We start from the raw sequence: 12,509 nt of genomic DNA, 5'->3' as shown, positions 1-12,509 counted from the left end.
GGTCCGGGACGCCGAGCGTGTCCTGGCACCCCGTCTGAGCTCGGCGGACATCCGCCACCAGGAGGCAGTCACATGGCATTCGATCCGGCCGACCACTGGAAGGGATACCTCCCCCCGCCCACGTTCGAGGAGTACTCCGCCCGGTACGCGGACTTCTTCCGGATGCGGCGCGAGGACGGCGTCATCGAGGTCCGCCTGCACACGGACGACGGCCCGTACGTGCACACCCACGCCGCGCACAACGTGTGGCCGCGCGTGTGGCAGGAGGTCGGCAACGACCCCGAGAACCAGGTCCTGATCATCACCGGCACCGGCGACAGGTGGATGACGGGCAGCCCGAAGGGCCTCAACCCCAAGCCCGCCTCCGACCTGGAGCCCGACCACATCCACCGGCGGATGATGGACGGCTGGAAGCTCATCGAGAGCTTCGTCGGCAACATCGACATCCCGACCATCGCCGCCGTCAACGGGCCCGGCGTGCACACCGAGTTCGCGATGATGAGCGACGTCACGTTCGCGGCGCCGGACGCCGACTTCATGGACCCGCACTTCTGGCTCGGCTCCCCTCCCGGGGACGGCCAGTTCATGGCGCTCCAGGAGCTCATCGGGCCCAAGCGGGCCGCGTACTACATCTACGCCGCCAAATCCATCCCGGCCGACAAGGCACTCGAATGGGGCATCGTCAGCGACGTGCTGCCGCGCGAGCAACTGCTCGGCCGGGCGTGGGAGCTGGCCCGGTTCATCATGAAGCGGCCCCGCTACACGCGGTGGGCGGCCCACAACATCATCTCGCGGCACTGGAAGAAGGCCGTGAGCGAGGACTTCGGCTTCCACATGGCGCACCAGATGCTGGCCAACGTGGCGAGCAAGTCCCTGGTGCCCGATCCCGAGCTGCTCGCCGACTCCGAGGCGCGCAAGCTGTTCTGACCGGGGTCGGCGGCTTCGTCCTGTAGGAGTGCGAACGATGAACGAACGGCACGAACACCTCGGCCGGCTCCTCACGGACGCCGCCACCCGGCTCGGCCCCGGGCCGCCCTGGCTGGTGCTGGGCACGGTCCCGCTCGATCGGCCAACGGCGGGCTCCGATGCGGTGGCGGGCGGCGACGAGTTACGGCGGTGGGTCAGGCGGCACGTCGACGTCTGGCCGGCGCCGATCGGGATCGCCGCCGAACCGCCGGAGCTCCACCCGGACAGGACCGTCTTCACACCGCCCGGCCGGCCCGCCGGCACGTACTACTGCGAGCTGCACGCGACCGGCTCCGCGCTCGGCGCCGTCCAGGTGGGCACGCTCAAGGAGAGTCCCTCCGACGGCGGGGAGGTGTGGGCGATCGGCGAGGGGGCACTGGCGTGGCTCACCATCGCGCTGCTCCGCCTCCTGACCTCCTACGCCGCTCACGCCACCGGGTGGGGCGGAGCCGGCGTCGAGGCCAGAATCATCCCCGCCGCCGGCGAGGGTCCCGTGGTGCCGATGGAGGTGTGGAACCACGACGGCGGGGCGTACGGCCGGGCGGGAGTGCGCCGGCTCGCCACGGCCGGCACCGCCCGCCGCACCGTGGACCTGGCTTCCTGCCTGTCTCCCGCCCTGACGGCGACGGCGCGACCGCTCGTCCTCGACCTGCTGCGCCGGTTCGGGCTGTCGGAGTCACGCCACATCGACCCGGCCGGCGTCCTGCGGCGCAGCCACTTCACCGGCCACGACGAGCTGATCCGCACCTGGGCCGACACGATCGGCGTCCCCTCGGCACCATGATCGCGGGGATGCCGCCCGTCCCTGATCAGGGATATGCTCCCACATATGAGAAGCCTCCAGGGGCGGGCACCCGGCGGTCCCGACGTCCAGAGCGACGGCCCCGGCCGCCCGGTCGATCCCTCCAGCGGCATCGAGGGGCGGCTGGCCGGTCGGCTCGCCGAGTTGCGGACCGAGCGCGGCTGGTCGCTGGACGATCTCGCCGGCCGGACAGGGGTGAGCCGTTCGACCCTGTCCCGGCTGGAGCGGGCGGAGATCAGCCCGACCGCGGCACTCCTGGGCAAGCTGTGCGCGGCCTACGGCCGGACGATGTCGCACCTCCTGGCCGAGGTGGAGTCGGAGCCGCCGCAACTGGTGCGCGCCGGCCGGCAGCTGGTGTGGCGGGACGAGGAGTCGGGCTTCACCCGGCGCTCGGTGTCCCCGCCGCACCCCGGGCTCAAGGGCCAGATCGTTGAAGGCCACCTCCTGCCGGGCGCGGACATCCCGTACGACCGGCCGCCCGTCCCCGGTCAGGAGCAGCACGTCTGGATCTTGGAGGGCGTCCTGGAGCTCACCGTGGACGGCATCGCCCACGAGCTCCATGCGGGTGACTGCCTGCGGTTCCGGCTGTGGGGACCGTCTCACTTCCGCAATCCGGGCCCCGGAGCGGTCCGCTACACCATCATGATCGTCCTGCCATGACCGGAAACCGCAGAAACGAGGACATCGTGACAGACGCCGAGACGATCATCCGCCCCGTGACCCCGGAAGACCTCAAGAAGGTGGCGGAGATCTACGCCCACTACGTCACCCACACCGTGATCACCTTCGACCAGACGCCGCCGCAGCTCACCGACTGGCGGCAGCGCCTGACCGACCTCACCGCCCGCGGGTTGCCGTTCCTGATCGCCGAGCTGTCGGGCGACGTGGCCGGCTACGCCTACGCCGGCCAGTGGCGCCCCAAGCCGGCCTACCGCTACACGGTCGAGAACTCGATCTACCTGGCCCCCGGCCTGACCGGCAAGGGGCTGGGCAGCGCCCTGCTCGGCCCTCTGATCGACGGGTGCGCGACGGCGGGCTTCCGCCGCATGGTCGCCGTCATCGCCGACACCGGCAACCCCGCCTCGGTCGCCCTGCACGAGCGCTTCGGCTTCGCCCATGCGGGCCGCCTGATCGAGGTCGGCCACAAGCACGGCCGCTCGATCGACACGATCCTCATGCAACGACCCCTCGCGACCGGCTGAGCCGGCCGCGACGCTAGAGCCGCCGCGTCATGAACACGCTGTGCACGTCAGGCTGATAGTCCGCGAACGGCTCGCAGTACGTGAACCCGAACCGCTCGTACAACCTCCGCGCCGGCAGGAAGAACTCGGTCGAGCCGGTCTCCAGGCTCAACCGGCCGAACCCCATGGACTTGGCCTCGATGAGGATGTGCTCCATGAGCAGGGACGCGATCCCCGTACGCTTGCGCTCGGCGGCGGTACGCATCGACTTCAACTCGGCGTGCTCCGCGTCCAGCCGCTTGACGGCCCCGCACCCGATCACCGCCTCGCCGTCCCACGCCGACCAGAACGTGACCTCGGGCCGGCGCAACCCGTCGAGGTCGAGCGCGTGCACGCTCTCCTCGGGCGTGGTGGACCGCATCTCCCGCATGTGCTCACGGAGAAACGCGGCAATCCGCTCCCCGGACAGATCATCCACGACGATCCTCACCTGATGTCCCACATTTGAGACCTTATCCCGAATCCGGGAATTGCCGGAGGGCGTCGTGGTGCGAGCGGGCCTGTGAGGTCAGGAGCGGCGGGCGGCGAAGCGGCCCGCGTGTTCCTTGACGGCCAGGACCAGGGCCAGCGTCTCGGGGCCGAGCAGGAGTCCCGCGCAGAGCAGCCGGTACCAGAAGCCCACCGTCAGCGGCCCCTCGGCCAGCCCTTCCGCGGCCCAGCGCAGCACCTCGGCGAAGACCGGCAGCAGCAGGAGGCAGAACCAGGCGGCCACGCCGGCTCCACCGGCCAGCCACACCCAGCGGAACCAGCGCCCGGTACGCAGGTCGGCCTCGCTCGCGTCCGCCAGTTCTGCGGTCTCCTCCGCGCTCAGCCGGCCGAACGCCCGCTTCAGCATCAGCGACTTCACCCGCCACAGATTGCGGCAGCCGAGCGCGTTGACCAGCACCGCGTACAGGTCGGTGCGCAGGAAGACCAGGCACTGCCAGAGCATCTGCATGACCTTGATGAACGCCCAGGCGGCCAGCAGCGACCCGACCAGCTCAGGTGCCCGCCAGACGCCGAGATCGATCAGCAGCCGGCCGGTGAGCAGGGCGGCGAGCAGCACCGAGTCCACGGCGAGGCCGGCCAGCAGGGGGCCGTAGCGTACGCGGCGCGGCAGCGTCCACAGCTGGGTGAGGTCCGTCTCGAAGACCAGCATGATCATGCGGCGGTCGACGCCGAAGCGGGTCTGGATGCCGAGCGCCCGCGCGCCGAGCCAGTGGCCGACCTCGTGACTGGCCGCCGCGAACCAGACGAACGGCAGCCAGGCCAGCGCGCTCAGCCCGATGTCGGCGAAGGGGAAGGCGTCGGTGGCGGGGGCGGGGATCAGGTTCGGCCGGAAGACGAAGACGCCCAGCGAGAACAGCAGGCAGGCGGCGTAGCAGGTCCAGGCCACGCGGCCGAAGAAGGGCCGGACGATCTCCGGGCGGACGCTGGTCATCCAGCGACGGGCCTGGATCGGCGCGGTCCGTACGGGATCGGGCGCGGCGGACTCGTCCGCGGGGTCGGCCAGGAAGCCGAGCTCCCCGAGCGTCTCCACGAACGACGGCACGTTCACCGGCTCGCCGGCGAACTCCTCGGCCTCGGCCGCCGCCTCCGCGACGCTCGCTCCGCGCTGGAGGGCGGCGATCACCACCCCGCCGACCGCCGGGATCGTCACGAAAGTGCCGGTGGCGGGGTCGCCGACCAGCACCTCGTCCTCTCCCTCCGGTACGACGCTGAGCGCCTTGAGCGCGACCGTCCCCGTAGCGGTCATCGGCGCTCACCTTCGCGCGGCGGCGCCAGCCGGCAGACCCGGCAGTCGGGGTTCCTGGGCAGGGCCTGCCACGCGGGCGTCAGTCCTTCGCGCAGATCGAGGGTCACCCGGAAGCCGGCCGCGCGGGGCGGCTCGTACCCGGTCAGGTAGCGCTGCGCCTCGAACGCGAGCAGCGACCCGACCTGCATCGCCATCGGCCCGGTGAGCGGGTTGCTCAGCTTCATGTTCTCCACGATCCGGTACGCGATCCCCTCCGAGGTGTCCTCGGCGGGCCGGTCCTCGTAGTCGCAGGCCAGGCAGGCCGTGCGGCCCGGATCCACGGAGAGGTACATCAATTGCGTACGGTTCGCGCCACCCAGCACGTACGGGACCCCGGCCCGGACCGCGGCCTCGTTCGCCCAGAGATTGGCGTGCGGATGGCCGTCGAGCCCGCCGGCGATCAGGTCGATGCCCTCGACCAGGTCCGCGAGGTCCTCGGGGCAGGAGACCCAGCGGTCGACGGCGTTCACCTTGATGCCCGGGTCGTAGTCGCGCACCCACGCGGCCGCGCGCTCGGCCTTGGACAGGCCGATGTCGGCGTGCCGGTAGAGGAACTGCCGGGCGAAGTTGCGGGGTTCGACGCGGTCCTGATCGACCAGCGTCATCTCGCCGACGCCGAGGCCGGCCAGGCACTGGACCAGGGAGGAGCCGCCGCCGCCGACGCCGAGCACCAGGACGTGGGCCTCGCGCATCGGCCGCTGGAAGCCGGCCCGGTGGCGGTCCAGGGCGGCGTAGGTGCCGTAGAAGCAGAGGTTGGAGAAGTGGCGTTCGTCCTCGTCCGGGTCGCCGAGGCTCCTGCCGTCGGCGTCCTCGACCAGGCCCAGGGAGTCGAGCCCGCGCAGGCCCTGGCCGACGTCGTCCTCGGAGACGTCGAACCCGTGCGCGCCGAGGGCGGCGCTCAGCTCGGCCGCCGTCCGCGGGGCCCGGCGCAGCTCGCTCAGGAGCGCGGCCACCTGTCCGTCGGGATCGCTCAGCGTGATCGCCTCGCGGGCGTCGAAGACCACGAGCAGATCCTCGCCGTCCGCCTCCCAGTCACATTCCTTCAACGCCACACGCATCGTGCCTCCAGCGCCAGTACGCGGATTCGAGGGGCCCCGCGGGGAGGGCGACGGCGCTGCGCGACGTGAGCGTCGTTCTTTCGTCTCCCTCCCCGCGGAGAAATCGCCAGGCGGTGTCAGCGCCTCACGTGGCGGGGTTCTGGGTGGCCTTGACGGACTCGACCTTCTTGACCTTGATCTCCATGACATTCCTCCTCGTGAGGGTTCCGCGGCCGTGAGTGCCGCTTGAGGCAAGAGTGGTCTTTGGTGCTGAAATAGCGCTGAATTTCCACTGAGTCGGCGGTTAGGCTGCCATGAGATGATCACGTCGGGCACTCGCGGAGGCATGGGGTGGCTGGAAGACGTGGGTGATTGACCGTGGACGGCGTTGAGTTCCGCCTGCTCGGACCGGTGGGGGTGTGGCACGCCGGGCGACGGCTCGGCCCCGCCACCGCCCAGCAGCGGACCGTGCTGGCGATGTTGCTGCTCGAAGCGGGGCGTCCCGTGCCGGTGACGCGGCTGGTGAGCGCGTTGTGGGGGGCCGAGTCGCCCGAGTCCGCGCGCAACGCCGTGCAGGGGCACATCTCCCGGCTCCGCCGGCTGCTGGCGCCGTACGAGGAGGTCGAGCTGGTGACCTCGGCGCACGGCTACTGCCTCGCGGTGGCCCGCGACCGCATCGACCTGTTCCGCTTCCGCGAGCTGGTCCGCGAGGCCGGGAACGCCGGCGGCGAGACGGGCGGCGAGGGCGGGGCGGAGCGCGCCATCGGGCTGCTGCGCGCCGGGCTCGCGCTGTGGCAGGGGACGGCGCTGGCCGACGTGGCGGGCCGGTGGCTGCCCGACGTCGTCGTTCCCGGCATCGAGGAGGAACGGCTGGCGGCGCTGGAACGGCGGCTCGCCCTCGACCTGCGGCGGGGACGGCACCAGGAGGCGGCGGCGGAGCTGACGGCCCTGGTCGGCGAGCACCCGCTGCGCGAGCGCCTGGTCTCCCTGCTCATGACGGCGCTGCTGCGCTGCGACCGCAGGACCGAGGCCCTGGCCGTCTTCCGCCGCGTCCGGCGCCGCTTCGCCGAGGAGCTCGGCATCGAGCCGGGCGAAGAGCTGCAACGCCTCCACCAGGCGATCCTGGCCGGCCGCGACGACCTGACGGGAACGGCGCCCGCCGTCGTCGCCGTGCCGCGGCACCTTCCGCCCGACACCGAGCTGTTCACGGCCCGCGAGGAGGAGCTGGCCACGCTGGACCGGCTGACGCTCCCGGCTCCCGGCTCCGCCGCCGCGCACGCCATGGCCCCCTGCGTGATCACCGGCACCGGCGGCGTCGGCAAGACCACCCTGGCCGTGCACTGGGCGCACCGGGTGAGCGACCGCTTCCCCGACGGCCAGCTCTACGTCAACCTCCAGGGGTACGGCCCCACCCACATCGCCCGGCCGCCCGGGGAGGCGGTGCGGCTGTTCCTGGACGCACTGCGGGTGCCGTCCGAGCTGGTGGGCGCCACGCTGGAGGCGCAGGTCGGGCTCTACCGCAGCCTGCTCGCTGAGCGGCGCATGCTGATCCTGCTCGACAACGCCCTCGACTCCGACCAGGTACGGCCGCTGCTGCCGAACGCGCCCGGCTGCCTGGCCCTGATCACCAGCCGGGCCGAGCTGACCGGACTGGTCGCGGCGGAGGGCGCCCGCACGCTGTCGCTGGGGCTGTTCTCACCCGAGCACTCCCGCCTGCTGCTGACCCGCCGGCTCGGGGTGGACAAGGTGGACGCCGAGCCGCGGGCGGTGGACGACATCGTCTCCCGGTGCGCCGGGCTGCCGCTGGCCCTGGCGATCGTGGCCGCCCGCGCCCAGACGCGCCCGTCGTTCCCTCTCGGCACCCTGATCTCGGGCCTCGACGGCCCAGGGGACGGCCCAGAGAACGGCCCAGCGGGCGGCTCAGGGGACGGCTCGGCGGGCGGTGACGCGGAGGGCGTGGAAGGCGAGGGCGAAGGCCCGCGCGGCGGCCGGGCCGACAGCGGCGACAGCGCCGACGGGCTGGACGTCTTCGACGGCGGCGACGCCTCGACGAACATGCGTACCGTCCTGTCCTGGTCCTACCGCGCGCTCACCCCCGACGCCGCCCGCCTGTTCCGCCTGTGCGGCCTGCTGCCCGCGCCCGAGATCTCCACCGCCGCGGCCGCCAGCCTGGCCGGCATCCCGGTACGCCAGGCGCAACGCCTGCTGACCGAGCTGACCAGGGCGAACCTGGCCGTCGAGCGCACCCCGGGACGTTACGGCCGGCACGACCTGCTGCGCGCGTACGCCGAGGAGCTGACCCGCCTGCACGACTCCGAGACGGAACGCCACGAGGCACTGCACCGGCTGCTCGACCACTACCTGCACAGCGCCTGCCTGGGCGACCGGCTGCTCGACCTCTATCACCGCGTCCCGCTGACCCCGGCGCCGCCGCGGCCCGGCGTGGTCGTGTCCCGCATCACCGACCGCGCGCAGAGCGAGGCCTGGTTCGGCCGCGAGCACCGGACGCTGCTGGCCGCGATCAGGCACGCCGCCCGCCTCGGCTTCGACCGGCACGCCTGGCAGCTCGCCGGGGCTTGCTGGGGCTTCCTGTCACAGGAGGGACGCTCGGACGACCAGGCCGCCGTGCACCACATCGCGCTGGAGGCGGCGGCCCGGCTGGACGACCCCGCCGCGCAGGCCCACGCCCACGTGGGGCTGGCCCAGGCCCTCATCCGGCTCGGCCAGGACGCCACCAGCGACGCCCACCTGCGTGCGGCGCAGGACCTGTTCGGCGGGCAGGACGACGCGGCCGGGCAGGCGATCTGCCTCATCTACCGCAGCGTGATCGAGGACCGCCGCGGCCGGTACGACGAGGGCCTGCGCCTGAGCGACCAGGCGCTCCGCCTCTGCCGGGCGGCCGGCGACCGGGCCGGCGAGGGCCGGGTGCTGAACAACATCGGCTGGTTCCACGCCCAGCTCGGCGCGTACGGGGAGGCACTGCGGCGCTGTGAGGAGGCCCTGGCCATCCACCGCGAGCTGCACGACCTGCCCGGCGAGTCCGCCACCCTCGACAGCCTGGGCCACATCCACCACCTGCTGGGCCAGTACGAGCAGGCGATCTCCTACTACCGCGGGTCCCTGGCCTGGCGGCGGGGCGGCAAGCGCGCGCTCGGCGCGAGGACGCTGCGCCGGCTCGGCGAGGCGCAACTGGCCGCGGGCCGGCTGCGCGAGGGCCGCTCGACCCTCCAGCGCGCCCTCGCCCTCACCGCCGAACTCGCCCCCGGCGACGCGGACGCCCTCCGCGCCCGCCTCGCCGGCCTGGACGACCCCGCCGGCTGACCCGCACCGCCTCGCCGGCCTGGACGAGCCCGCCGACCGGCCCGCCCCGCGCAGATCACCGACTCACCCGCCCCGCGTAGGTCGCGGAGGGGCTGGCGGCTGGGCACGCGGGCCGGGCCGACGGCCGCGGATCAGGCCGCCGGACGTCGCAGGAGGGGAGAATCGCCTCGTGGCAGCAGAATCCTCGACCCGTCCCGGCGCCGGGCGGACGGCGTTGCGGCCGGTGGACCTGGCGCGCGAGGTGGGCGTCTCCACCCAGCAGATCCGCAACTACGCCGACGCCGGCATCCTGCCGCCGGCCGAGCGCTCGCCCTCGGGGTATCGCCGGTTCGACACCAGGCACCGTACCGCGCTGCTCGCGTACCGGACGCTGGCCAGGGGTTTCGGCTGGGACACCGCCCGCGCGGTCATGCAGGCCGTCCACGAGGGGGACGTGCCGAAGGGGCTCGCGCTCATCGACGCGAGCCACGCGGCCCTGCACGGCCGGCGCCAGGAGCTCCAGGCGACCAGCGAGGCCCTGCACGCCGTGGCGAGCGCCGCCCAGGCCCCTGACGCGCCCGCGAGCGTGCTGCGGATCGGGGAGGCCGCCAGGCACCTCGGGCTGCGTGCCTCGGCGCTGCGGTTGTGGGAGTCGGCCGGACTGCTCAAACCGCCGCGCGAGCCCGGCACCGGCTACCGGCGCTACGGCCCTGACGACGTCCGCGATGCCCGGATGATCAACATCCTGCGCCAGGGCCGTCACCCGCTGCCGCAGATCAGGGCCCTGCTCGACGAGCTGCGCAGCACGGGGAGCACGCGGGCGCTGCGCGGCGTGATCGAGGAGCGGCGGGCGGCGCTCACCCGTACGGCGGCGGCCATGCTGACGGGCTCCGCCGCGCTGCACCACTACCTGAGCACGGACACGCCGGACGGCGGCCTCTTCCCGGAGGCGTGACCTTCGACCGCTCAGTTGAGACTTCCAGCCCCTTACCCCCTGTGTCTTCAGCAGCGGCGACGGCTAACTCTCAACCTGGAACTTCAACGATAAACTTGAAGTCGTGAAAGTCCATCCCCGTGCGGACCTCGCAGCGGCGCCGGAGTGGATCCGGGTGGTCGGTGCCAGGGAACACAATCTGACCGCCGTCGACGTCGAGATCCCGAAACGCACGCTCACCGTCGTCACCGGCCTGTCGGGTTCGGGCAAGTCGTCCTTGGTGTTCGACTCGATCGCGGTGGAGGCGCAGCGGCAGTGGAACGAGACGCTGCCCGCGTTCGTCCGGACGTTCCTGCCGAGCTCGGCCCGGCCCGACTTCGACCTGATCGAGCACCTGCCCGCGACGATCGCGGTGGACCAGCGGCCACTCTCGGGCGGCCCGCGCTCCACGGTCGGCACCATCACCGACATCGCGCCGCTGATGCGGCTGCTGTTATCCCGCGCGGGCGAGCCGTTCGTCGGGTACGCCGACGCGTTCTCCTTCAACATGCCGGCCGGCATGTGCCCGGAGTGCGAAGGGCTGGGCGAGGCCGTCGGCGTCGACCTGGACGCCTTCCTCGACCCGGCGAGATCACTGAACGACGGCGCGCTGCTGGCGCCGATCTTCGCCGTCGGGTCGCGCGACTGGTACCTGCTGGCCTCCTCCGGCCGGTTCGACCCCGGCAAGCCGGTGGCGGACTTCACGCCGGAGGAGCGGGAAGAGCTGCTCCACGGCACGGAGGGCACGGTCCCCGTGGACGTGGGCGGTCAGCGGGTGAACATGAGTTACGAGGGCGCGGTGGTGAAGTTCCGCCGCCGTCACCTCGATCCCGACCGTGAGCCGGGCCCGCGGACCAAGCAGCTGATCGCCCGGTTCACCACCTCGGTGCCCTGCCCGGCCTGCGGCGGCACGCGCCTGTCCGCGCTCGCCCTGGACAGCAGGATCGACGGCCACTCCATCGCCGACCTCACCGCGATGGAGGCCGACGACCTGCTCGGCGTGCTGCGCTCGCTGGACGTGCCCAAGGCGAAGCCGGTGATCGAGGCGTTGGTCTCGCGCGTGGGCCACCTGGCCACGATCGGCCTGGGCTACCTGAGCCTGGACCGCCGTACGGGCACCCTTTCGGGCGGCGAGTCGCAGCGGGTGAAGATCGTCCGGCACCTCTCCAGCAGCCTCAACGACCTGCTCTACGTCTTCGACGAGCCGAGCATGGGCCTGCACCCGCGCGACGTGCACCGGCTGACGGACCTGCTGCGCGCACTGCGCGACAAGGGCAACACGGTGCTCGTGGTCGAGCACGACCGCGACGTGATCGCCGCCGCGGACCACGTCATCGACATGGGCCCCGGCGCCGGCGCGGCGGGCGGCCGGGCGGTGTTCGCGGGCCCGCCGGCGGACCTGGCCGCCTCCGGCACGCTGACCGGCGCCTTCATGAACGCACGGACGCGGCTCAAGGAACGGGTGCGCACCCCGTCCGGGATGATGCCGGTCGTCAAGGCCGGCACCAACAACCTGCGTGACCTCGACGTGGACATCCCCGCCGGGGTGCTCACGGTGGTCTGCGGCGTGGCGGGGGCGGGCAAGTCGAGCCTGATCAACGGGGCCTTCCACCGCCAGTACCCCGATGCCGTGATCGTGGACCAGTCGATGCCGCACACGAACCGGCGCTCCACCACCGCCACCTACACCGGCGTGGCCGACCCGATCCGGGCCGAGTTCGCGAAGGCGCACAAGGTGAGCCCGTCGCTGTTCAGCGCCAACTCCTCCGGCGCCTGCCCGGCCTGCGACGGCCTGGGCGTGATCTTCACCGACCTGGCCTCCCTGGAGGGCGTGAGCCTGACCTGCCAGACCTGTGACGGCAGGCGGTTCACCGACGAGGTGCTCGGTTACCGGGTGCGCGGCCTGACGATCGGCGACGTGCTGGAGCTGACCGTCGGCGAGGGGCGGGAACACTTCGCGGGCAACCGCAAGATCGCCCCGGTGCTGGCGGCGGTCGGCGACGTTGGGCTCGACTACCTGCGCCTTGGGCAGCCGCTGACGAGCCTGTCCGGGGGCGAGTGCCAGCGCCTCAAGCTGGCCGTCCATCTGAGCGGCAGGAGCACCACGTACGTCCTCGACGAGCCGACGAGCGGCCTGCACATGGCCGACGTGCAACGGCTGCTGACCACCCTCGACCGGCTGGTGGACGAGTACGCGGCCACGGTGGTGGTGATCGAGCACAACCTGGACGTGATCGCGCACGCGGACTGGCTGGTCGAGCTCGGCCCTGAGGGCGGCAGCCGCGGCGGCCGGCTCCTCTACCAGGGCCCGGCCACCGGCCTGCTCGACGTTCCCACCTCCCCGACCGCGACCTACCTGCGCCGGGCACTGGCGGGGAGCACGTCGTGATCGGCCGCATCCGGCCGGCGAGGGAGC

The 12,509-nt window shown here is 72.6% G+C and carries 10 protein-coding genes; 7 read left to right on the top strand and 3 right to left on the bottom strand.

Annotated elements, in window-relative coordinates; all coding sequences use genetic code 11:
• Positions 1-72 precede the first annotated feature (72 nt).
• From B0I32_RS14040 to B0I32_RS14025, 4 genes are read left to right on the top strand one after another with little or no spacing between them, the layout of a single operon-like run.
• The gene (locus tag B0I32_RS14040) at positions 73-927 is read left to right on the top strand and encodes an enoyl-CoA hydratase/isomerase family protein (protein ID WP_106238782.1); all 855 of its coding nucleotides are present in this window, start codon (positions 73-75) and stop codon (positions 925-927) included.
• Positions 928-964: 37 nt separating this feature from the next.
• Positions 965-1,750, top strand: a complete 786-nt coding sequence (locus B0I32_RS14035) for a hypothetical protein (RefSeq protein WP_106238780.1) — start codon at positions 965-967, stop codon at positions 1,748-1,750.
• A 45-nt stretch (positions 1,751-1,795) separates the two neighbouring features.
• Positions 1,796-2,428, top strand: coding sequence for a helix-turn-helix domain-containing protein (locus B0I32_RS14030; RefSeq protein WP_106238778.1), 633 nt, complete (start codon positions 1,796-1,798; stop codon positions 2,426-2,428).
• Between the two features lie 26 nt (positions 2,429-2,454).
• Complete coding sequence (locus tag B0I32_RS14025) at positions 2,455-2,970, top strand: GNAT family N-acetyltransferase (RefSeq protein ID WP_245955819.1); 516 nt, start codon at positions 2,455-2,457, stop codon at positions 2,968-2,970.
• 13 nt (positions 2,971-2,983) lie between these two features.
• Here the strand turns inward: B0I32_RS14025 and B0I32_RS14020 are convergent, their stop codons facing one another.
• The 3 genes from B0I32_RS14020 to B0I32_RS14010 form a co-directional block, all read right to left on the bottom strand.
• Positions 2,984-3,451, bottom strand: coding sequence for a GNAT family N-acetyltransferase (locus B0I32_RS14020; RefSeq protein ID WP_245955818.1), 468 nt, complete (start codon positions 3,449-3,451; stop codon positions 2,984-2,986).
• Between the two features lie 66 nt (positions 3,452-3,517).
• Positions 3,518-4,744: a hypothetical protein gene (locus tag B0I32_RS14015; protein ID WP_106238772.1), complete on the bottom strand. Its 1,227-nt coding sequence runs from the start codon at positions 4,742-4,744 to the stop codon at positions 3,518-3,520.
• Entirely contained in the window at positions 4,741-5,841 is a 1,101-nt protein-coding gene (locus tag B0I32_RS14010) for a HesA/MoeB/ThiF family protein (RefSeq protein WP_106238770.1), read from the bottom strand. The genes B0I32_RS14015 and B0I32_RS14010 overlap by 4 nt, the downstream gene beginning before the upstream one ends.
• Before the next feature lie 357 nt (positions 5,842-6,198).
• On the opposite strand from B0I32_RS14010, the gene B0I32_RS14005 reads away from it, so the two are divergent.
• From B0I32_RS14005 to B0I32_RS13995, 3 genes are all read left to right on the top strand, one after another.
• Positions 6,199-9,141 carry an AfsR/SARP family transcriptional regulator gene (locus B0I32_RS14005; protein ID WP_146178153.1) on the top strand — a complete coding sequence of 981 codons (2,943 nt, stop codon included), beginning with the start codon at positions 6,199-6,201 and terminating at the stop codon, positions 9,139-9,141.
• Positions 9,142-9,310: 169 nt separating this feature from the next.
• A complete protein-coding gene (locus B0I32_RS14000) occupies positions 9,311-10,075 on the top strand; it encodes a MerR family transcriptional regulator (RefSeq protein ID WP_106238765.1) in 765 nt (254 codons plus the stop codon).
• 103 nt (positions 10,076-10,178) lie between these two features.
• A complete protein-coding gene (locus tag B0I32_RS13995; protein ID WP_106238763.1) occupies positions 10,179-12,482 on the top strand; it encodes an ATP-binding cassette domain-containing protein in 2,304 nt (767 codons plus the stop codon).
• Positions 12,483-12,509 lie beyond the last annotated feature (27 nt).

Origin of the sequence: Nonomuraea fuscirosea, assembly GCF_003001935.1 — a bacterium.
In the GTDB taxonomy this organism is placed as follows: domain Bacteria; phylum Actinomycetota; class Actinomycetes; order Streptosporangiales; family Streptosporangiaceae; genus Nonomuraea; species Nonomuraea fuscirosea.
Note: the sequence above shows the minus strand (reverse complement) of the source record. Positions and strands in the feature narration are given on the sequence as shown.

Bases quoted from the DNA above. Each gene is read 5' to 3' on its own strand.
- B0I32_RS14040 (WP_106238782.1), top strand. From the start codon at position 73: ATGGCATTCGATCCGGCCGACCACTGGAAGGGATACCTCCCCCCGCCC.
- B0I32_RS14035 (WP_106238780.1), top strand. From the start codon at position 965: ATGAACGAACGGCACGAACACCTCGGCCGGCTCCTCACGGACGCCGCC.
- B0I32_RS14030 (WP_106238778.1), top strand. From the start codon at position 1,796: ATGAGAAGCCTCCAGGGGCGGGCACCCGGCGGTCCCGACGTCCAGAGC.
- B0I32_RS14015 (WP_106238772.1), bottom strand. From the start codon at position 4,744: ATGACCGCTACGGGGACGGTCGCGCTCAAGGCGCTCAGCGTCGTACCG.
- B0I32_RS14010 (WP_106238770.1), bottom strand. From the start codon at position 5,841: ATGCGTGTGGCGTTGAAGGAATGTGACTGGGAGGCGGACGGCGAGGAT.